At 51.9% G+C, this 19436-nt stretch carries 15 protein-coding genes; 6 read left to right on the top strand and 9 right to left on the bottom strand.

Annotated elements, in window-relative coordinates:
- Positions 1-229 precede the first annotated feature (229 nt).
- The 7 genes from VGN67_RS11480 to VGN67_RS11450 form a co-directional block, all read right to left on the bottom strand.
- Positions 230-3064 (bottom strand): family 78 glycoside hydrolase catalytic domain, encoded by a 2835-nt coding sequence (locus VGN67_RS11480; RefSeq protein WP_327486969.1) that lies wholly within the window; start codon positions 3062-3064, stop codon positions 230-232.
- Positions 3065-3170: 106 nt separating this feature from the next.
- Positions 3171-5891 (bottom strand): hypothetical protein, encoded by a 2721-nt coding sequence (locus tag VGN67_RS11475; protein ID WP_327486968.1) that lies wholly within the window; start codon positions 5889-5891, stop codon positions 3171-3173.
- A gap of 113 nt (positions 5892-6004) precedes the next feature.
- Positions 6005-7840 carry an ABC transporter ATP-binding protein gene (locus tag VGN67_RS11470; protein ID WP_327486967.1) on the bottom strand — a complete coding sequence of 612 codons (1836 nt, stop codon included), beginning with the start codon at positions 7838-7840 and terminating at the stop codon, positions 6005-6007.
- Between the two features lie 83 nt (positions 7841-7923).
- The gene (locus VGN67_RS11465; protein WP_327486966.1) at positions 7924-8370 is read right to left on the bottom strand and encodes a DUF2141 domain-containing protein; all 447 of its coding nucleotides are present in this window, start codon (positions 8368-8370) and stop codon (positions 7924-7926) included.
- A gap of 83 nt (positions 8371-8453) precedes the next feature.
- Positions 8454-9086 (bottom strand): hypothetical protein, encoded by a 633-nt coding sequence (locus VGN67_RS11460; protein WP_327486965.1) that lies wholly within the window; start codon positions 9084-9086, stop codon positions 8454-8456.
- 288 nt (positions 9087-9374) lie between these two features.
- Complete coding sequence (locus tag VGN67_RS11455) at positions 9375-10412, bottom strand: Gfo/Idh/MocA family oxidoreductase (RefSeq protein ID WP_327486964.1); 1038 nt, start codon at positions 10410-10412, stop codon at positions 9375-9377.
- A 128-nt stretch (positions 10413-10540) separates the two neighbouring features.
- Positions 10541-11875, bottom strand: coding sequence for a neutral/alkaline non-lysosomal ceramidase N-terminal domain-containing protein (locus tag VGN67_RS11450; protein ID WP_327486963.1), 1335 nt, complete (start codon positions 11873-11875; stop codon positions 10541-10543).
- Positions 11876-12085: 210 nt separating this feature from the next.
- Between VGN67_RS11450 and VGN67_RS11445 the strand changes: the two genes are divergently transcribed.
- Entirely contained in the window at positions 12086-12847 is a 762-nt protein-coding gene (locus VGN67_RS11445) for a creatininase family protein (protein WP_327486962.1), read from the top strand.
- A 44-nt stretch (positions 12848-12891) separates the two neighbouring features.
- Here the strand turns inward: VGN67_RS11445 and VGN67_RS11440 are convergent, their stop codons facing one another.
- The gene (locus VGN67_RS11440; RefSeq protein WP_327486961.1) at positions 12892-13347 is read right to left on the bottom strand and encodes a PaaI family thioesterase; all 456 of its coding nucleotides are present in this window, start codon (positions 13345-13347) and stop codon (positions 12892-12894) included.
- Between the two features lie 173 nt (positions 13348-13520).
- Between VGN67_RS11440 and VGN67_RS11435 the strand changes: the two genes are divergently transcribed.
- From VGN67_RS11435 to nagA, 4 genes are all read left to right on the top strand, one after another.
- Positions 13521-14318 carry a phosphosulfolactate synthase gene (locus tag VGN67_RS11435; protein WP_327486960.1) on the top strand — a complete coding sequence of 266 codons (798 nt, stop codon included), beginning with the start codon at positions 13521-13523 and terminating at the stop codon, positions 14316-14318.
- Between the two features lie 118 nt (positions 14319-14436).
- Positions 14437-15099, top strand: a complete 663-nt coding sequence (locus tag VGN67_RS11430; protein WP_327486959.1) for a DedA family protein — start codon at positions 14437-14439, stop codon at positions 15097-15099.
- Positions 15100-15217: 118 nt separating this feature from the next.
- Positions 15218-15982: a shikimate dehydrogenase gene (aroE, locus tag VGN67_RS11425; protein WP_327486958.1), complete on the top strand. Its 765-nt coding sequence runs from the start codon at positions 15218-15220 to the stop codon at positions 15980-15982.
- Positions 15979-17127 carry an N-acetylglucosamine-6-phosphate deacetylase gene (nagA, locus tag VGN67_RS11420; RefSeq protein WP_327486957.1) on the top strand — a complete coding sequence of 383 codons (1149 nt, stop codon included), beginning with the start codon at positions 15979-15981 and terminating at the stop codon, positions 17125-17127. Before aroE ends, nagA begins: the two co-directional genes overlap by 4 nt.
- On the opposite strand, the gene ribD is transcribed toward nagA, so the two are convergent.
- Entirely contained in the window at positions 17112-18185 is a 1074-nt protein-coding gene (gene ribD, locus VGN67_RS11415) for a bifunctional diaminohydroxyphosphoribosylaminopyrimidine deaminase/5-amino-6-(5-phosphoribosylamino)uracil reductase RibD (RefSeq protein ID WP_327486956.1), read from the bottom strand. The genes nagA and ribD overlap by 16 nt on opposite strands.
- A gap of 122 nt (positions 18186-18307) precedes the next feature.
- Here ribD and VGN67_RS11410 point away from each other — a divergent pair, with 122 nt between their 5' ends.
- Entirely contained in the window at positions 18308-19432 is a 1125-nt protein-coding gene (locus VGN67_RS11410) for an FIST signal transduction protein (RefSeq protein ID WP_327486955.1), read from the top strand.
- Positions 19433-19436: the final 4 nt, after the last annotated feature.

Raw genomic sequence — 19436 nt, 5'->3', positions numbered from 1 at the left:
GCCACAAGGTGGCAACGGCTGGCATTACCACAAAATATTTGACAAGTACTTTCGGACTTAGGAGGGTAAAATTACCATGGTTGGAAAGCCTTATTCAAGAGCCTGGCCAACATAGCCCAGTGGAAAGGCGAAGACAAGGCGCTGGAAAAATATTTCAGGTAAATAAAAAAAGTCAGGTAGTACCTTTCTAACAGTACTACCTGACTTCTGCCTGGTTAGCATTATACACTTAGGGTAGTTGCGAGGAGAACTGATAATATCCTGAACCAACCTCAACTACCAGATACCCTTTCTGAACTCCCTTTACTTTCCAGTTGCTGCTGCCAAGTACCGGCTGCCCCCCTTCCCGAACCGATTGTGGATTTGCCATCGGAATGTGAACTTCGGCGGTGGTGTTGACCGGTACCCTCACCTCCATGGCCAGACTCTGACCTTCTTTTTTCCAGGATGAAAGTACTTCCCCGTGGAGGGTCTGGTAGGTAGCTTTTAAAGTAGTAAGACCCTCCTTTGCTATTTCGGGCCGGATGCGCAACGACTTGAAGCCTGGCTGCAGGGGCTGTATTCCGGCAGCGTATTCAAACATCCACTCACACACCGCCCCAAAGGCATAGTGGCTGAACGAATTCATGGAGCCATTGCCCGTAAAGTTACCGTTTGGGTCCATGCTGTCCCAGCGCTCCCAGATAGTGGTAGCACCGTTAACAACTTCAAAACCCCAGGAAGGAAATTCTTTTCTTAAAAACAGCTGGTACGCTACATCTGAGTGCCCTTCCTGCGAAAGAGCCGGCAGTAGTTGCTTGGCTCCCAGAAAACCAATGGACATTTTTCCTCCGTTTTGCCGTACCAGGTCGGCCAGATAGGCACCTGCTTTGGGCCGCATGGTCTTTGGAATAATATTCATGTAAAGGGCGTTGGCGTAGGCCGTTTGGGAGTGGCCCGTAAAGCCGGTACCGTCATGAATATAGCCATCTCCCCGGCCGTAGGCGGCTTCGTTGGAATAAAGCTGACCGCTTCCGTTGGTGTAGTAGGTCTGGAGGGCGGTCTGTACCTTTCGGTGCATTTCGCGAAAACGCTGGGCGTCACCGGCCTTACCGAGAGCCTCGGCCATTTCGGCCATCAGGCCGGCGCTGTAGCCGAAATACATGGTAGCCAGCAGGTCGGGCGAAGATTTCTTACCCAGCGACAGCCAGTCACCGAAGCCTCCATTCGGGTCAATATTCCGGAATGAATTTTCTTTGAAAATATACCGGCCGCCACTATGCCGCTCCAGAAAGTCCATAAAACGTACCATGTTATCCCAGCCTTTGGCCAGCAGGCGGGTATCACCGTAGCTCCGGAAAATTTCGTAGGGACAAATAATGCCTGCTTCCATCCAACCCGGAGAGTAGGAGTCGTTATTACGAACGTTGGGGCGCGGTGCGTAGAGGGGAAAAGCTCCATTGTAAGGCCCTTCGCCCCACTGGGCATCGTTCAGATCAACCATCCACTTGGTAAAAAATGCCGCTACGTCGCGGTTATAAGCCGCCGAACGGATATATACCTGGGCGTCGCCCGTCCAGCCCAGGCGCTCGTCCCGTTGGGGGCAGTCGGTGGGAATATCCAGAAAATTGGCGCGCTGGGTCCAGTCAATGTTACTGTACAGCTTATTAACCATGTCGTTATCGGTTTCGAAAGTACCCGTTTGCGGGGTAACTGACCCGAGCACCAGCCCGGTGATGGTTTCGGTGGTTGGTACGTTCCTTAAACCCGATATTTCCACAAACTGAAAACCGTGAAAGGTAAATTGAGGCTCCCAGGTTTCTCCCTCCGGATCGCCCTTAAGGATATAGGTATCAATGGCTCTTGCCTTACGTAGATTTTCAGTTACCAGCCATCCATCCTGAAGCATTTCGCCAAACCGTAGTTTTACCACATCTCCCGCTTCCCCTTTTACTTTGATACGAACTATACCGGCAAAGTTCTGCCCCATATCGAAAATGTACCTATTTTCGGACCGTTCGGAAATGCTTTTGGGATATAAGGTACCAGTCACCTGTACGGGATTGGCCGGATAGGCTTCCACCAGGCGGTCGGCTTTATCCGCAAACACTTCGGATGTGGTCCAGTCGTGGTCGTTGTAATTGGGCTGCTGCCAGCCCCCCAGTTCCAGACGGGCGTCGTAGGTTTCTCCGTTCAGAATGTCGGTTTCCCTTAGGGCGCCCTGGTTTGCTCTCCACGAGCCGTCGGTTTTGATTACCTCCCGCCGTCCATCCGGATACTCCACCTCCAGCTGCGCCTTAAGTACCGGTACCTCTCCGTAGAAGGCTCTTACTACCGGGTTGCCTACCAGCAGCGCGTAGCCCAGGTACCCGGCATACCACCCGTACGACAAGACCGAACCAAGCGCGTTGGAGCCGGGCTGCAGCAGCGACGTGACGTCGTAGGTCTGGTAGTACACCCGCTTGTTGTAATCGGTCCAGCCGGGGGTAAAGTAGTCGTGACCAACCCGCTGGCCGTTGATAGAGAATTCGTACAAACCCAGGGCCGTCACGTACAGCCGGGCCTTGACAAAGCCCGCTTCTACCTGTACTTCTTTTCGCAGGTAAGGGGCAGGGGGCAGGTGATAATTGGAACCATTGTAGGGAATATCCCGGCCCAGATGATTAAGGTTAAGACCTATCCATTCGGCGTTCCAGTCGGTTCTGGCCAGCAGGCCCATTTCCCAGCGGGCTACGTCACTCCACTCGCCAACACTGCCGCTCTTATCCCAGCTTCGCACCTTCCAGTAACAAACCTGACGCGACCGCAGGGGCTTTCCCTGGTATTCGATATGGGTAGTCTGTTCGGATTTAACGGGGCAGGAGGACCAGAGGTCGGCGGACTCGGGACTGAGCAAATCGGGTGAGCTGGCCACGACTATTTCGTAGGCCGACTGCTTCTGATTCCGTTCCTGGGTAGAAAGCACCCAGTTCAGGCGGGGAGCCGGTACATCAATAACCGGATTTTCGCGGTATTCGCAACGGAGATTTATTGGTTTCAAATCGGTAGCAACGGCCTCCTGCCAGACCATCAGGGTTATCAGCATTATTCCCCAAACAAGTATACCTCTCCTCATATAAATAGTATTTTTTTCTTTAAAAACAATTTGGTTAACTGGGAGACTTTATTGGTTTTGGCTAGCTCCAGTCAGGTCATTTTCCAAATTTTAATTCTTGCTTAAGTGGATAGAAAATTTCGCCACCACTAAATTTAAGGCTTTTAGCCTGGGCCTGAACTTCAAAAATAAAAACTGTATGACCTTCCCGGATCTCAACATCATGCTCATCGGTAGGTATACAGTTGCAATTCCAGGTAGCAGGGTCGTCCCAGGCACCGCTTTGCACACTGAATACTTCGCTATTCAGCACATTGACTACGGCCAGTCCGCTTACGGTACCAGTACCGCAGGGCCCGCTGACACTGGTAAGCCCGTAGGTGGTTGTTACACTGGGCGATACGACTCGCTGGTAGGTAGTTCCGGTTACGTTTTTGATAACTGTACTATCTCCAAACGTAAGGTTAAAAGGGCCATCTCCTGCCAGTTCAACCAGTAAGGGGGTTTCCATATTGGGGAAGGCATTGGTTCTGTTGCCGGATATTACGGCAGATACCGGTTTACGGATGGTTACAGGTACAGGGGGTGAAGTAAAATGACAACTTCCGTTGGTTACCTCCACGCTATAAGAACCGCTCGACAGGGCGTAGTAATAATCAGCACTGGCACCGGGAATGGTAACCCCGTCTTTTTTCCATTGCACAGTACCTACCATACCCGGAGAGAAACGCAACGGTACGCCCCCGGACTGGCAGCGGTCCGTTTCGCCAAGTACCGTAATGGGTCGGGCTAAAGTAGGGGTACTGGTGACGGTAACGGGCTTTGACCTGCCCTGACAACCAGTATGGGTATTGATCTGTAAAGCATAGGTACCCGGCTCGTCGATATAAAAGTTAGGAAATGTGTTTCCTACCATTACCTGGCCATCTTTATACCACTGAAATTCCCGGCTGCCGGTACGACCCACGTACCTGAGAAACGCTTTATTGGAACCACACAACAGACTGTCACCCTCCAGATTGACCACCATTTCGCTGCCCAGGACAACCTCTACGGGCCTGGACTCCGTGTAGCAGGCCCCCGGCTGGCTGCTGGTATACACTACGGCCCGATAAGTACCTGATTCGGTAATAGCCCAGTACAGGCTGCTGGTATTATCAAAAATATCTCCCTTTTTCCAGTACACTACTCCGCCCGGCGGAACGTCGGCCAGTAGGGTTACGGTTTCGGCGGCACAAATGTAGAGGGTATCCTTTACCGGAAACTGGCCGTTCAGGATCGTAGGCTGGGGCGGATTACCGTATAGGAGCCCTACGGAATTGCTGAGAATTTCACAATTACCAATCAGGACCTTGAGGGTATAGCTACCCGGGCTACGGGTATACAAAAATTCCTGGTCGGCACCGGAAATGGCTACCCCGTCTTTCAGCCACTGGTACCGCATCTTTCCGGTTTCCGTTTGCGGTATATCAGCAAAGAGGTACTTATCCTCCGGACTAGTTTCACAGATATAAGGATCGGAAGTCTGGATGGTCAGGGCGAGGGCGGAACTGGTTTTGATTTCCAGAGGCGAAGAGGTCACATCACAGGTAGCGCTGGCGACTTTTACTTTGTAAGTACCCTCTTCCGAGATGGACAATACTGGATCAGAAGAAGTGAGAAGTACCTGATCGTTGCGGTACCAGGTATAGGTGGCTCCCTGCCCGACTGTATTGCTTTTGATATAAGCTCCGTCCCACGAACAGCGGAAGCCGTCGTACTGGTTCGTTTCCAGGACCGGAGGTACCTCAGCCGTGGTGTATTTAACTGTATGCTCCGGCGAAGTACTCTGACAACCGCTTTCCGAGGTCACTACCGCCTGGTACCTTCCCGCTTCTTCTACGGTCAGCGTTGAATCGGTAGCTCCTTCAATAATATGACAGCCATCTTTTAACCAGTGGTAGGTACGGGGCTGCCCCGCCGCCCCTCCCTGTACCAGAGCGCGTAAGGTAACCGCAGTACCTTCGCAGGCCAGACTCGAAGTGCTTCCAGACCGGTTCAAAACAGAAACAGTACCGGCACTCCGGACACTGAAACTCTCTGAAGCCTTGCTACACCCCACCAGATCATTCTGCACGATACAGGTCCTGACGAGGAAATTTTCTCCGGTTTGGGAAAACTGGGTACTGATATGTTCGGGAGTTTGGGTAGCTGAGCTTTCGGAAAGAAAACCGTTGGGCGTAGTACCCGCTGAAATAAAGGATTGCAGCCCGGTATTGGCATAACCCGCTACGGTATAGGGAAGCGTAATTGTACCCCCGGCACATACGGATGGATTGGGAATAGTACCTAACGTAATGCTGTGCTCAGCGCTTTCGGTCCGGCTAAACTGCGTGGTAGTGCTGGAGGTAATAGCAGGATCAACCAAATTAACCGCCTTGATTCCCCACTCGTACTGGTGCCCGGGCTGCAAATTCCCTATTCCAAAGGCAGAACTGGTTTTTGGAATTTCCAACTCTTCCACGATGGTTGCATTGACCGTAAGATCCCGGACAAAAAGAAGGTACTTTTCGTGGGCTTTCTCCCGCTGAATGACCCAGCGCAAAGCTACCCACTCCGACACCACCTGTTGCTGGCTGGGTGTCAGGAGTATGACTCCGGAGGCATCATTTCCCTGATTAACCGCCTGACTGTTTTCTCCACTGTGCTCCCTCTGAATTACCCTTTCGGTAGCCTGGGGCCAATTTTTTGGCTTTATACCTCCTGCTGAAATCTCTTTAAAGGTACCACACACAAAGACTGCCAGAAGCAATCCAAACCTAAGGTAAAATGTACGCATAGAGGAGTAAAGTAACCAAAGATGCTCTGTAATATACTATCAAAAGCAACCCGAGCAAATGGAGTGCCAATAATTACGAATGGAGACTTAATATTCATAATTCAGCCACTTTTTTACATTCCCTGCATGAGCGTCAGCTTCTTATAAAAACCGTCGGTATAGCCAAGCAGATCATCGTGCGTACCCCGCTCGATGATCTGCCCCTGATGCACCACCAAAATCTCATCGGCGTGCTGGATGGTACTCAGGCGGTGGGCAATCACCAGTACGGTACGATTTTGCATCAGGTTGGTGAGGGCTTCCTGTACCAGCTTCTCCGACTCGGTATCAAGAGCCGAGGTGGCTTCGTCCAGAATCAGGATGGGCGGATTTTTGAGAATAGCCCGCGCAATGCTGATCCGCTGGCGCTGCCCGCCCGATAGCTTGGCTCCCCGATCCCCAATGATGGTCTGGTAGCCATCGGGTTGTTCAGAAATAAAATGGTGAGCGTTGGCAATCTTTGCGGCCGCCACGACCTCGGCTTCGGAGGCCTCTGACCCAAAAACGATGTTGTTAAATATGGTATCGTTGAAAAGAATGGACTCCTGCGTAACGATACCCATTTTTTTCCGCAGGGAAGCGGTAGTAATATCGCGCAGGTCGTGTCCGTCAATCAAAATCTGTCCCCGGCTGGGATCATAAAAGCGCGGTACCAGGTCGGCAATGGTCGACTTCCCGCCCCCCGACGAACCCACCAGCGCGATGGTCCTGCCCTTCGGCATAGTAAAACTTATGTTTTTCAGGACGGGGGTACCCGATTCGTATTCAAACGATACATTTCGCACCTCAATTTTATCCCTGAATTCTTCCAGGGGCTTTGCCTGGGGGCTGTCGGCAATCATGTTTTGGGTATCTACCAGTTCGAGTATCCGCTCTCCCGAAGCAATTCCCCGCTGGGTATTACTGAAGGCGTTGGAAATTTCTTTGGCCGGCCGCATAACCTGCGAAAAGGTAGCGATGTAAAAAATAAACTGCGAGGCGGTCAGGTCAGAGGTGTTGGAAAGTACCAGGGTACCTCCGTACAGCAGAATTATAGCTACTACCGTCACCCCCATAAATTCCGAAAAGGGCGCGGACATTTCGCGCTTGTAGGCCATCGAGCGGATGGCCCGTTTATAAGCTCCATTCTCTGTCTGAAATTTTCCCCGGATAAACCCTTCCGCGTTGAACCCTTTTACTACCCGCATACCCCCAAAGGCTTCGTCCATCAGGCTGATGAGCCCACTCAGGCGGTTCTGGCCTTCCCGGGCGTCCTTACGCATTTGTTTTACAATAAAAGCAATAAAAGTACCTGTAATGGGAATGATCAGAAAGGCAAACAGGGTGAGGCTGACGGATATTTTAAACAGGGCGAACAGGTACACCACCAGGGTAAAGAATTCTTTAAAAGCGGCGGAAAAGGTGTTGGCAATGGAATTCTCGACTTCCTGCACATCCGTCAACACGCGCGAAATAAGGTTGCCTTTGCGCTCATTGGAAAAGAATCCCAGGTGCAGCCCCACCGCGTTATCAAATACTGTTTGCCGCAGCCGGGCTACCATATTAACCTTGAAGCTCTCGAGCAACCGGGCCGACAGGTACCTGAAAATATTGGACATCAATACGGAGGCGATTATAATAGCACACACAAACTGCAGCGCCCCAGCCCGGCCGTACTGCCGCATGACCAGCCCGAAGTAGTAATTAAAAACGTCAATAAGGTAGTCCAGAGTCGCCGATGGTTCGGGCAGTTGGGTCATTTGCGCCGTCTCTGCCGGACTAACCTGATTAAAGAGTATATTAAGTAGGGGAATTAGCAGGGTGAAGTTCAGGATTCCGAATACACTCGCCAGCAGTGAGGTAACAAAAAAAGGAAGAATAAACTGCCGCAGCGGACGAGCGTAGGAAAGTAATCGCCAATAGGTTTTCATGCCGCAAAGGTACAGGAAAACTTTAATCTCCGAACCGGTACCTTAAAGCTTTGCCCGGCCATGAACAGGCGGCTCCGGGGTACTTAATCCAGGAGCCGGATGGCTATTTGTTTATTGGTACTACCTACTTCAAAACTACAGTCGCTGAAGTCCGGTCCGGACAGCACGGGTCGGTAGTTATTACTGAATCCGAAGGGTTCGCGGGGGTAGCCCACCAGGTTTTTATCCAGCTTATCGTTGTTGTTTACATCGTGATACACCGCAACGGCGTAGTTTCCCGGCTCTAGTTCGAAGGTCAGACGCTGGGAGGCTGGTTTTTCAATGGGGATAATTTTATGAAAGTCCGGTTTGCTGCCGCCAAAGGTACTCGTTGGCTTAAATACAGCTACCCGCAGGCTGCCTCCGGATTTTTTTATGTTGGTAATATCAATGGTCAGGGTAGGCATTTTTACGGGAGTTAAGGCTGAAAAAGCAGTAATCAGTACCAGCAGCAGTAGGTTCATGTCGGGAGTTGGGAGGATGGATCTCATAAAAAACGCCAATCGGGACCAAAAAAGTCCCGACTGGCGTGCATATTCCTTCGTTTGCTGAAATCAGCGCTTTTATTGGTGCGTCAGGCCATATTAATCAGCCCCAGCACAATCAGGATAAGACCAATTACCCCGACAATGGTAGATACCAGTCCCAGGCCCGGAATCAGAGCCAGTACAATGGCTACTGCAATCAGGATAAGACCAATGGTCAGGTTGCGGCTAAGAGCCTTGGCAGCCTCGGGAGCCATGTGCTTTTTAATAGCTTTGTCGGCCATCTTCTGGGCTTTTCCGATTTCAGCCTGGGTTGGCTGCATGTTTTGTACTTCGGGCTGCGCCATCATAGCACGTACTTTCTGTATACGCTCGGCCATAGCCGGATTAGCCATTAGTTTTTGTCCGGCAGTAGTAGCCAGTGCTTTTTCGAGCTGCGCGTCAATTTGCTTGGGCGTATTCTTTTCCAGAACAGCCGATACCTGTGGGTTCTGACTTACGCTGGCTACTTCCTCGGTTTGCAGAGAAACGCGGGCTGGTGCCGACTCATTTACCGGAGCTGCTTCCTGAACTGTAACTTGATCTACTGGAGCCGGTGTCGCTTTTTCAGCGTGGGCAAATCTTTCAGGAGCAGGCATTTGGTTGAAAACAGGGTACTGGCGGGCACAGCCTCCGAGCATGAGTGTAGCTCCCAGAAGGCATAAGGTAATGGATCTTTTCATAAGGAAATTGGTAGAATTTTAGAGTAAACAACTGGTGTATTCTCTATGAAAAGCATGCCACCTGTACCCCCTCCCAAAGCGCAAAATAAAGTGTAGAATTAAATACACATTATGCGTGAAAAAATCTCGTAGTTCTAAAAATAACGGTCATACCAGCTATAAATAGTGTTTTGAGTTGTCTAAAAGCTGCTACACTAAAGCCCTCTTCGGGGGTTCGATTTTACAGTACCTTTTCTATTCTGGCAAAAGAAAAACTCCCGGTTTATAAATCTACCTATATACGTAACCTTACTTTAAAACCACCCTCTTCCCCGCCCGGGCCGACTCCCGGGCGGCTTCCAGTATTTCCACTACCGTCACATTGATAGGTAGTTCATAGAGATCGTTTTGATCCTGCACCAGTCGTCCCCGCACCACATCGGCCAGTACCGAAAAAGGGTCTTCAAAAGGGGCCGGACGCGGGGCAAGGTTTAACTTCTCTTCGGGAGCTTTTTCCTGAAGTCGCTGCCTGACCGTGGTGCGGTCTACGGCAACGGCGTAGCCTTTGGTACCGTACACTTCCATGTCCTTGCGGGCAAAAGTCCAGTTCCAGGAGCCCTGAATAACACACTGTGCCCGGGGGTACTGCAAAATAATGGTAGCCTCGTCGTCTACTTTGGGGTAAATATCGGGCTTGTTTTGTTGTGTTACGGCCGTCACCGACAGCGGGCGCTCGCCCTTCATCAGCCAGGTCATGAGGTTGGCACCATAGCAGCCAAAATCGGTAAGGGCGCCGCCGCCATTCTGGACGGGATCAGTCAGCCAGGCAAAAAACTCATTACTTACGCCGATCTCCTTTGGGCCCTGGTGACCATCGTTGACCATTACTTTCCGAATCTCCCCCAGCTTTCCTTCCTCTGCCAGCTGGTACACATGCTGGTTGCTCGAGTACCACGAAGTTTCATAATTAGTCAATACCTTAATACCGTGCTTTTGGGCCAGGGAAGCTATTTCACGGGCGTCCTTAATCGTGGTGGCCAGGGGTTTTTCCACCATGACGTGTATTTTGCGGGGAGCGGAGGCCCGTACTACCTTTATGTGTTCATTAATAGGGCCAAAAGCCGTAACGGCTTCGGGCCGGGTCGCTTCGAGCATTTTGTCCAGATTATCGTAGAACAGCTTGCGGTCCAGTCCGTACCGCTTTACAAACTTGTCTACCAACGCCGGGTCGGTTTCGTAGATTCCCACCAGCTCAATGTCTTTTTTATCTTTCCGGTTAAATATCCAACCGATATGCCCGTGGCTGATGCCCGCTACGGCCACCCGAACGGCCTGTTGTTGTGCCATGCTTTCCGGTCTGATTAGTAGGAGTAAAAGTACCAGCAGAAGCCCTGTTCTGCCTGGTAGAGTAAAGCTGCGAGTTGCCCCCATAGTTTTATTTTTATAGTATAAAGTACCCAATACGCTAACAACTACTACTTCATTTTATCCACAATATCCCGAACAACTTCCTGAAAGTAAGCTCCGTTGTAGGGACCGTACCAGTTCATGGTGATAGTTTCGTACGTATCCCGTTCAAAGTACCTGTCGTGGGTGATGTAGCCAATGTACCCCCCATTAAAGCTGGTGACCATCAGATTCAGCCCCTGCTTTTTAGCGTAGGCGTCCAGGTCGGCCATAAGTTCTCCCGAAAAATCGCAGGGTAGCCCCACCATCAGTACGTTTCCAATTCTGAGCGCCTTGACGTAAACGGGATAATCGCCAAAGGCCCAGCGGAATACCCACGGCCGTAGCGCAAAAATCCGGGTCAGGCGGGGCTTGGGTTCCCGCAGGGGCAAGGCCAGCGTCAGCGACTGGATCAACGAACCCGCCTGGACCTCTTCGATAGCCCCGGACGACAGAACCGATCGTTGCACGCCCGCCGCCTGATTGACCATTTCCTCAAAATCATCCTTGCCCCGCTCCACAGGTCCCATACTACCTACGGCACCGGCCATGTACATGGCAAAACTGGCGGCACTGCGCTCCAGCGAGTCAACCAGCAGGCCGGGATAGTCGCGGGAGAGCGCCATAACTTTTGAACCCAACAGGGTGGAGTGAGCCGAGTAGGAAGTCAGCAGGGCTTTTTTACCTTCGCGGGTCGTAAACTGCAGGGTACGCACCTCCGGGTCAACGGTACCTTCCTCCCCGACCAGCCGGTTCCGGACATTGACGGAATCAACGGTTTCCCGGTAGGTCATAGTGGCCGGGGCCTGCGCGTCCCGCGCCCGGGTAATCGCCAGAAACATAGCCTGCGCGATTTGCTCCACCGCATTGGGATCAAAATCCCCCGCGAATAATTCGCCCGTAATGGTATTGCCCCAGCCCCCGATGCTGTTGTGGCTATGGGTAGCTCCCAGATATACCTGGTCGAAGGAAAAGTTAATAGCCTTAAGCTTCCACTTAAGCCGCTCCGTAACGGTTGGGGGAATAATCAGCAAATCAGCCGTGATTAGGGCCGCCCGGCTGGTACCGTTGTCCAGAACAATGGCCCGGACGTAGACGGAATCATGCACACTTTCGTAGGCTTTGCCCCAGCGATTGCCATAGCCCGCCATGGGGGTGGGAGTTGAGGGGGTAATATTTATCCGGGCCCAGCCTACCTGTAGGGGTCCTGCCGTATCCGCTGCACTTATTTTTACCTGATTTATATTTTGTTTCCACTGCTGGTAAAAGCTCTGGTCCTGGTAGTGCGACTGGTCAACCACCGTAACCAGAAACAGGAGAACAATAATTAGTACGAGCCCTAACCCGGCGAGGATTCTAAGCAAGATTCTCAAAAATTTCATGGAGGAGATTCAGGATAATTAATGTGTCAAAGAAAGCGGAAAATTATCCCTTTCTACGCTTCCATCGCCTAAATCTTGCCGGGTGCCCAGGACCGCCTTGGCCTTTCGCAGGCGGCCGCTTGCAGAATAGCCTCCTTAAAAAGTGTTAAAATAGGGGCTGTTGCAGCTTTTATACCAAACCAAAGTACTTGTATGCGTCCTTACCTACTTGCCGAAACCAACTGGAAAGCCCTGAAAGAAGCCACGATTGAAGTAGCCGTGCTGCCCTGGGGCGCAACCGAAGCCCACAACTACCACCTCCCCTACGCGACCGATGTCATTGAAGCGGACCACATAGCGGCCGAGTCGGCGCGGGTGGCGTGGGAGCAGGGGGCAAAAGTAGTGGTACTACCCACCATTCCTTTTGGGGTCAATACCGGGCAAACCGACATCCTGCTGGATATGAACCTGCACCCCAGCACGCAGCTGGCCATACTCAGAGATATCATAGAAGTACTGGACCGGCAGGGTATACATAAGCTGCTCCTGCTGAACAGCCACGGCGGCAACGACTTCAAAACCATGATTCGGGAGCTGGGGGTACGCTACCCACAAATGTTTATCTGTACCTGCTCGTGGTTTCAGGTACTGGACAAGAAACAGTACTTTGAAGAAGCCGGTGACCACGCCGACGAAATGGAGACCAGTTTGCTGCTGTACCTACGCCCCGACCTGGTACTTCCGCTGGAAGAAGCCGGCGATGGCAGCGCAAAAAAATTCAAAGTGACCGCTCTGCGGGAAGGCTGGGCCTGGGCCGAAAGAAAATGGACCCAGGTAACGGCCGACACCGGCGTAGGCCTCCCCCACAAAGCTACCGCCGAAAAAGGCAGGAAGTACTTTGAGGATGTCACCCAAAAGATTGGGGGCTTTCTGGTAGAACTCGCCCAGGCCGACACCAGGGATATGTACGAGTAACTACCCCGGTGGCGCAGGGGTCACCGCAGGCTGGTGAGTAAAAATCAATCCGGCAGTCGTAGTCCCGTCTGAATCAGGTTGGAAGTACACTTGGCAACTATACGCCCCTCCCCGTTCAGGATTTCACATTCGCAGTGGACTATGTTCCTGCCCGCCCGGATTACCCTGGAATGGGCCGTTATAGTTTCGCCCAGGCGGGCCGGGTTCAGGAAGTCGCAGTTAAGATTGACGGAGGTATAGGCAAACTCCCGCCCCAGGGCAAAAACCATGGTACCTACTACATCATCCATCATGGCGGCGGCGGCTCCCCCGTGCAAAATTCCCATAGGATTGGTCATATATTCTTTAATCTCAAACTCGACACTCAGGGCTCCGTAGCGGGCCTCCCGCAGGGTTCCGTTGAGCCAGCGCCCAACCGGCGAAATGCTCCTGCTCATATCATTCCCGATTTGGGTACGCAAAAACTGGAGGCGGGGGTTCATTTCGGCTATATCACTCATATTTCAGTGTGCTTTTAAGTACTAGTGGGCTGGGTGGTTCTTTTTTATAAAAATAGTAAAATACACAGAATTTGCAAGCTATGTTGGTGTATTCCCTGTATTTTATTGTTACGTATTAAAGGTAATCACTACCTTTGGGCGATTTTTGATACTCTCTTTTGTCGTCCTACTATATGAATTTTAAACTATCACAGGTACCTGACCGCTCAGTACAGCCCCGCGACAAAGGTATTACTATGGTTATGGACAAGGGCCTCAGCATACGCGAAGTAGAGGACATGCTGTCGGTAGCCACTACCTATATTGATATAGTTAAGCTGGGTTGGGCTACGTCATTTGTTACGCCCAATCTGTCCGAAAAACTGGCTGTATACCGTTCGGCCAATGTGCCGGTTTATTTTGGTGGTACGCTATTTGAAGCCTTTATCGTCCGGAATCAGTTTGATGACTACCGTCGCCTGCTCGACAAGTACGGTCTGCAGCACGCGGAGGTATCGGATGGTTCGCTGGAAATGCCTCAGGATGTAAAATGTGAATATATAAGTACGCTGGCCAAGCAGGTTACCGTTTTGTCAGAAGTAGGATCAAAGGATGAAGAGAAGATTATCCCGCCTTACAAGTGGATTCAACTGATGAAGGCCGAACTTGAAGCCGGGGCCTGGAAAGTAATCGGGGAAGCCCGCGAAGCCGGAACCGTCGGTTTGTTCCGGTCCAGCGGAGAGGTACGTCAGGGACTGGTAGAAGAAATTCTGACCCAGATACCTTTTGAGAAAATCCTGTGGGAAGCTCCTCAGAAAGAGCAGCAGGTGTGGTTTGTAAAATTACTGGGCACCGACGTCAACCTGGGAAACATCGCTCCTCACGAAATTATCCCCCTGGAAACCATCCGGTTAGGACTGCGGGGTGATACGTTCAATCACTTTCTGAATCAAAAAACCCGGCAAAAGTGGAAGATTCCCGCTAACAAATAGATACCGATCCGTAGTTTAGTGCATAACCCTCCCGATTCGTTAAGAAGTACCAGTATGGTTCAATTAACTAAACTCTAACTTATCCGGACTGCGAATTGTAGCCGTAAACAAAAAAACAATGGAGATTATCAGCCAAGCATTAGATTTCTTCCTGCACCTGGACAAGCATCTGGGACAAATTATTCAGGATTATGGAGCAATAACGTACATTATCCTTTTTCTGATCATTTTTGTGGAGACCGGGGTTGTATTCATGCCCTTTCTGCCCGGAGATTCCTTGCTTTTTGCCGCCGGTATGCTGGCAGCGCAATATCCCGAATCCCTGAACGTGTGGGCTGTCATTGTCCTTTTGCTGATAGCTGCTATTCTGGGGGATACCTGTAACTATCTGATTGGCAAATACTTTGGTATCAAAGCGCTCAGAGTCAAAATATTCGGCAAGAACTTCGTGCAACCGGAGCACATCGAGAAAACCCAGGGCTTTTATGACAAATATGGTGCTGTAACCATCGTGATAGCCCGCTTTGTACCCATTGTCCGTACGCTGGCACCTTTTGTAGGCGGAGTTGGCCGAATGAACTACCGGATTTTTCTGACTTACAATGTGGTAGGTGCCCTTCTCTGGGTAGTAGGATTAACCCTGGCCGGGTACTTCCTGGGCAGTATACCTTTCATACGTGATAACTTCGAGAAGGTTGTTTTAGGTATTATTTTTATCTCAGTGCTTCCTATCGTCTGGCAGTTTGTAAAGAGCCGGTTAGTAAGCCCCAAAGTAGTATAATCACCTGGGCATTATTCCCTATCCAAACCCCGCCACCGGTGGGGTTTGGATTTTTTGTATATTTCGGGTCCAAAACCGTTTATAGTAATTCCCTCCCCTGCGTAAATCCAGAACTAACATGAAGCAATACGGTCTGATTGGTTATCCCCTGACCCATTCATTTTCCAAAAACTACTTCTCGGCCAAGTTTGAAAAAGAAGGTATCAAAGACTGTCAGTACGACTTGTTCGAAATAGAATCCGTTGAAGCCTTGCCCGCCCTGCTCGCTACTACGCCTGGGTTGTGTGGCCTCAATGTAACTATTCCGCATAAGCAGGCCGTTTTGCCGCTTCTTAATGACCTGGACGATGCCTCGGCCCGGCGTATTGGCGCGGTAAACACCATCAAAGTATACCCTGACGGTTCTACCAAAGGATTCAATACCGACTACTACGGATTTATGGAATCGCTGGCCGAATGGCTGGACCACCGGGCCGAAACCGACCCGGACCTGCGGGCGTTGGTACTGGGAAACGGCGGTGCTGCCCGGGCCGTTATGACAGCCCTGGAAGACCTGAGGATACCCTTTACCCTGGTTTCGCGCCAGGCGACGGAGGGAGCCTTGTCCTACGAAGAGCTTACCGACGATGTAATGATAGCAAACCGATTAATAATCAATACAACTCCCCTGGGGATGTACCCAAAAACAGAGGTAGCACCGCCCATTCCCTACGCGTTGCTTACCCGCCACCACCTGCTATATGATTTGGTATATAATCCGCTGGAAACGCTCTTCCTGAAAAAGGGCGCCGAGCGGGGCGCAGCGAACCACAGTGGTTTGAAAATGCTGCACCTGCAGGCCGAAAAGGCCTGGGAAATCTGGAACTCCGAAGACGACCTATGAACAATGAAGTAGCCCTACTGAATGCCCTTGTTTTTACGGGCGACGATGTACTGGAAAAAGCAGCGGTTTGGATAAAGGATGGTTTAATCAAAGCAGTTACCTCAGCTGACGCACTGCCGGACAGCCTTCCCACCCACGACCTGGCCGGAGCGTGGCTCCTGCCGGGCCTGGTTGACTTTCAACTGTACGGTGGCAGCACCGGCTTCCTGACCCGGGACCTGTCGGTAGAGGCCCTGACCAATATGCACCAGACTCACCTGCAGGATGGTACTACTACCCTGGTACCCACCCTGTTCTCCACGTCCCGCGCGCGCATCCTGAAAGCCATTGAGGTAGTGGAAGAGTACTGGACCCGGGGCCTGCCGGGAGTGGCGGGGCTGCACGTGGAGGGGCCGTTTATTAATCCGGCCAAACGCGGCGCGCACAGCGAAGACATGGTACGGCCACCAACCGCGGAAGAACTGGAAGAGTTGATCCGGAAAGGAGAAAAAGCGGTAAAGGTAATGACCATTGCCCCCGAATGCTTTGACGACAGCCTGTTAAAACTGCTCAAAAGCAGCGGCTGGGCTATTGCCGCCGGTCATACCAATGCTACCTTCCGGGAACTGAACCACTTCTTTGATAAAGGTTTTGGTTTGGCAACTCACCTCTACAACGCCATGCGTCCGCTCGAAAGTCGCGAACCGGGTGCCATAGGTACCCTTTTTGACCGGACCGATGTTCACGCCAGTATTATAGTAGACGGCTACCACTGCGACTATGCGGCGGTGCGCATTGCCAAAAAACTACTAGGTGAGCGGCTGTTTTTAATCTCCGACGCCACTTTTGCCCACTATACCGGTACCCGGTTTGAATTCGAAGGATTTAATATTAACTACGACGGCCAGCGCTTCCTCAACGACGAAGGGCGGCTGGCCGGGTCGGCTATTACCCTGCTGGACGCCGTCCGGAACTGTATTAACCAGGTAGGGATTGACCCGGCCGAAGCTTTCCGGATGGCCACGGCCTACCCGGCCCGTCAGCTGAACATGGCTGACCAGCTAGGCTATATCCGGCCCGGCTACCGGGCCGACCTGCTGGCTTTAGACCAGGCTATTCGGGTGCAGGAGGTGTGGGTTGGCGGGGTTCGTCAGGCGTTGCGGTAGTAGGTCCAGAGGTCTTGCTGTACTTTTTCAGAACCACTAAGTACCCCCTGCGGAGCGGGGGCTTTTACGCCATTGCCCAGGCGCAGGGTACTTTGGCAGCGACGAATCTCATCCCACAGCCCACTTTCCAGAAAGGCCGTAAGTACCGCGGCTCCTCCCTCCACCAGTACCGACTGAATTTTACGGTGGTACAGGTCCGTCAGTATTTCACTTATTTCTTCTCCGCCGGGCGGGTACTGGGCGTAAGCTACCTTATTAACGCCCTCCTGCGGGTACCGCACCGGGAAAGCTTCCGGGGGCGTCGACCGCAGATGGTTGTAAATGATAGTGGGCTGCGACTGGTCAAATAAGTGCAGGGTAGCGGGCAGGCGCAGTTGACGGTCCAGTACAATCCGGACCGGGTTATAACCCGCCCAGTGGCGCACATTCAGGCGGGGGTTGTCAGCAAGCGCCGTGGCGGCTCCCACCAGAATGGCATCTTCTTCGGAGCGCCAGCGGTGTACCCGCACGCCCGAATACTCCCCGCTGATGGCCACCGGCTTCCGGTCAGTCCCGCCTATAAAGCCATCAGCGGTCTCGGCCCATTTCAGGATAACATACGGCCGTTTCTGTTCAAAGAAGGTAAAAAAACGACGATTCAGCTCCCTTCCCTGCTCCGCCAGCAGTCCGCTTTGTACGTCTATTCCCGCTTCTCGTAATCGTTGTAAGCCTTTTCCCGCCACCAGCGGATTCGGGTCATCATTACAGACTACCACCCGTTTTACCTTTTTTTCAACCAGCAAATCGGCACAGGGAGGGGTTTTGCCAACGTGTGAACACGGCTCGAGTGTGACGTAAACGGTAGCCTGCGGAAGCAGCGGTTCGTTGCCCCGCGCCAGGGCATCGCGCACGGCCTCTACCTCGGCGTGGGCCTGCCCGTAGCGGCGGTGCCAGCCTTCCCCGATAATCCGGTCATGGCAGGTAATCACGCAACCCACCATCGGATTCGGGCTTACGCTGCCGCGCCCGTACTCCGCCAGTTGCAAGGCTCTTTGCATGTACTGCTGTTCATTGTTCATGGTTAAGAAGTAGTTGCCTTAAAGGGCTGATTATTCAAAGATAATAGGGTGTAGTTGCTAAAAATGGCACTTTTATTGCTTGTAAATCGAAAACTCTCATCACCACTATACACAAAATTACTATGAAAATTAAGCAATTCGTAGCTACCCGAAGCGACTCTTCCCAAAATTTTGGATTTTCGCCGGATCTTATCCTTGTTTTTGGAAACCGGGAATTATTGCAGGAAGAAACAATTCTGGACGCGTTAAAGAGTAGTTATCCAGGTGCTGTTTTTTGTGGATGCTCTACTTCCGGCGAAATAGCCAACGAGTCGGTCAAGGATGGTACGGCGGTAATAACCGGTATTCAGTTTGACAAAACCACCGCCAAAGCCGCTAAAATTCATCTCAGCGCCGTTGATTTCAACAGTACCGAAGCCGGAAAAAAGCTGGTTTCCCAACTTCCTCTTGACTCGCTCAAACACGTACTTGTAATATCAGACGGCCTGAAAGTAAATGGCACCGACCTGGTAAAAGGAATGACCCAGGTACTGCCTTCTTCGGTTACTATTACCGGCGGACTGGCCGGTGACGGAGCCAACTTCCAGCAGACCAGCGTGATTGAGCCGGATGGTACCCTTACCAGCGAGGTAGTGGTGGCCATCGGCCTGTACGGCGACGCCCTGACGGTGGGCTACAGCTCCCGGGGTGGCTGGGACAGCTTCGGCGTGGACCGGCAGGTTACGCGCTCAACCGGTAATATCCTGTTTGAAATAGACGGTCAGCCGGCGCTGGACCTGTACAAATCTTTCCTGGGCGACGAAGCCAAAGGGTTGCCGGCCTCGGGCCTGCTGTTTCCGCTCAGCATGCGTGACCGCGAAGACCGGACCCCCGTTGTACGTACCATACTGGCCATTAACGAAACCGACAAGAGTCTTACGTTTGCCGGTGATATACCCGAAGGCTCGTTTGTAAAGCTCATGAAGGCCAACAACGACCGCCTGATTAACGGTGCCGAAGAAGCCGCCAAAGTAGCCGCCCAGGGGCTGAACCACCATCCTGAGTTTGCACTGCTGGTCAGCTGCATAGGGCGAAAACTGGTACTTAAGCAAATGGTAGAGGAAGAGGTGGAGGTAGTGTCAGAAGTCCTGAACCGGCCGGTCATTACGGGCTTTTACTCCTACGGCGAGCTGGCCCCCTTTGACCGCGACACCCAGTGCGATCTGCACAATCAGACCATGACCATTACTACCCTGAGCGAAGCCTGATTTT

Origin of the sequence: Telluribacter sp., assembly GCF_035998675.1 — a bacterium.
Classification (GTDB): Bacteria; Bacteroidota; Bacteroidia; order Cytophagales; family Spirosomataceae; genus Telluribacter.
Note: the sequence above shows the minus strand (reverse complement) of the source record. Positions and strands in the feature narration are given on the sequence as shown.

Excerpts from the sequence above, each read along its gene's own strand:
- VGN67_RS11410 (WP_327486955.1), top strand. The coding sequence starts at position 18,308 with ATGAAAATTAAGCAATTCGTAGCTACCCGAAGCGACTCTTCCCAAAAT.
- VGN67_RS11455 (WP_327486964.1), bottom strand. The coding sequence starts at position 10,412 with ATGGCACAACAACAGGCCGTTCGGGTGGCCGTAGCGGGCATCAGCCAC.
- ribD (WP_327486956.1), bottom strand. The coding sequence starts at position 18,185 with ATGAACAATGAACAGCAGTACATGCAAAGAGCCTTGCAACTGGCGGAG.
- nagA (WP_327486957.1), top strand. The coding sequence starts at position 15,979 with ATGAACAATGAAGTAGCCCTACTGAATGCCCTTGTTTTTACGGGCGAC.
- VGN67_RS11465 (WP_327486966.1), bottom strand. The coding sequence starts at position 8,370 with ATGAGATCCATCCTCCCAACTCCCGACATGAACCTACTGCTGCTGGTA.
- VGN67_RS11480 (WP_327486969.1), bottom strand. The coding sequence starts at position 3,064 with ATGCTGATAACCCTGATGGTCTGGCAGGAGGCCGTTGCTACCGATTTG.
- VGN67_RS11460 (WP_327486965.1), bottom strand. The coding sequence starts at position 9,086 with ATGAAAAGATCCATTACCTTATGCCTTCTGGGAGCTACACTCATGCTC.
- VGN67_RS11435 (WP_327486960.1), top strand. The coding sequence starts at position 13,521 with ATGAATTTTAAACTATCACAGGTACCTGACCGCTCAGTACAGCCCCGC.
- VGN67_RS11430 (WP_327486959.1), top strand. The coding sequence starts at position 14,437 with ATGGAGATTATCAGCCAAGCATTAGATTTCTTCCTGCACCTGGACAAG.
- aroE (WP_327486958.1), top strand. The coding sequence starts at position 15,218 with ATGAAGCAATACGGTCTGATTGGTTATCCCCTGACCCATTCATTTTCC.
- VGN67_RS11445 (WP_327486962.1), top strand. The coding sequence starts at position 12,086 with ATGCGTCCTTACCTACTTGCCGAAACCAACTGGAAAGCCCTGAAAGAA.
- VGN67_RS11470 (WP_327486967.1), bottom strand. The coding sequence starts at position 7,840 with ATGAAAACCTATTGGCGATTACTTTCCTACGCTCGTCCGCTGCGGCAG.
- VGN67_RS11475 (WP_327486968.1), bottom strand. The coding sequence starts at position 5,891 with ATGCGTACATTTTACCTTAGGTTTGGATTGCTTCTGGCAGTCTTTGTG.
- VGN67_RS11440 (WP_327486961.1), bottom strand. The coding sequence starts at position 13,347 with ATGAGTGATATAGCCGAAATGAACCCCCGCCTCCAGTTTTTGCGTACC.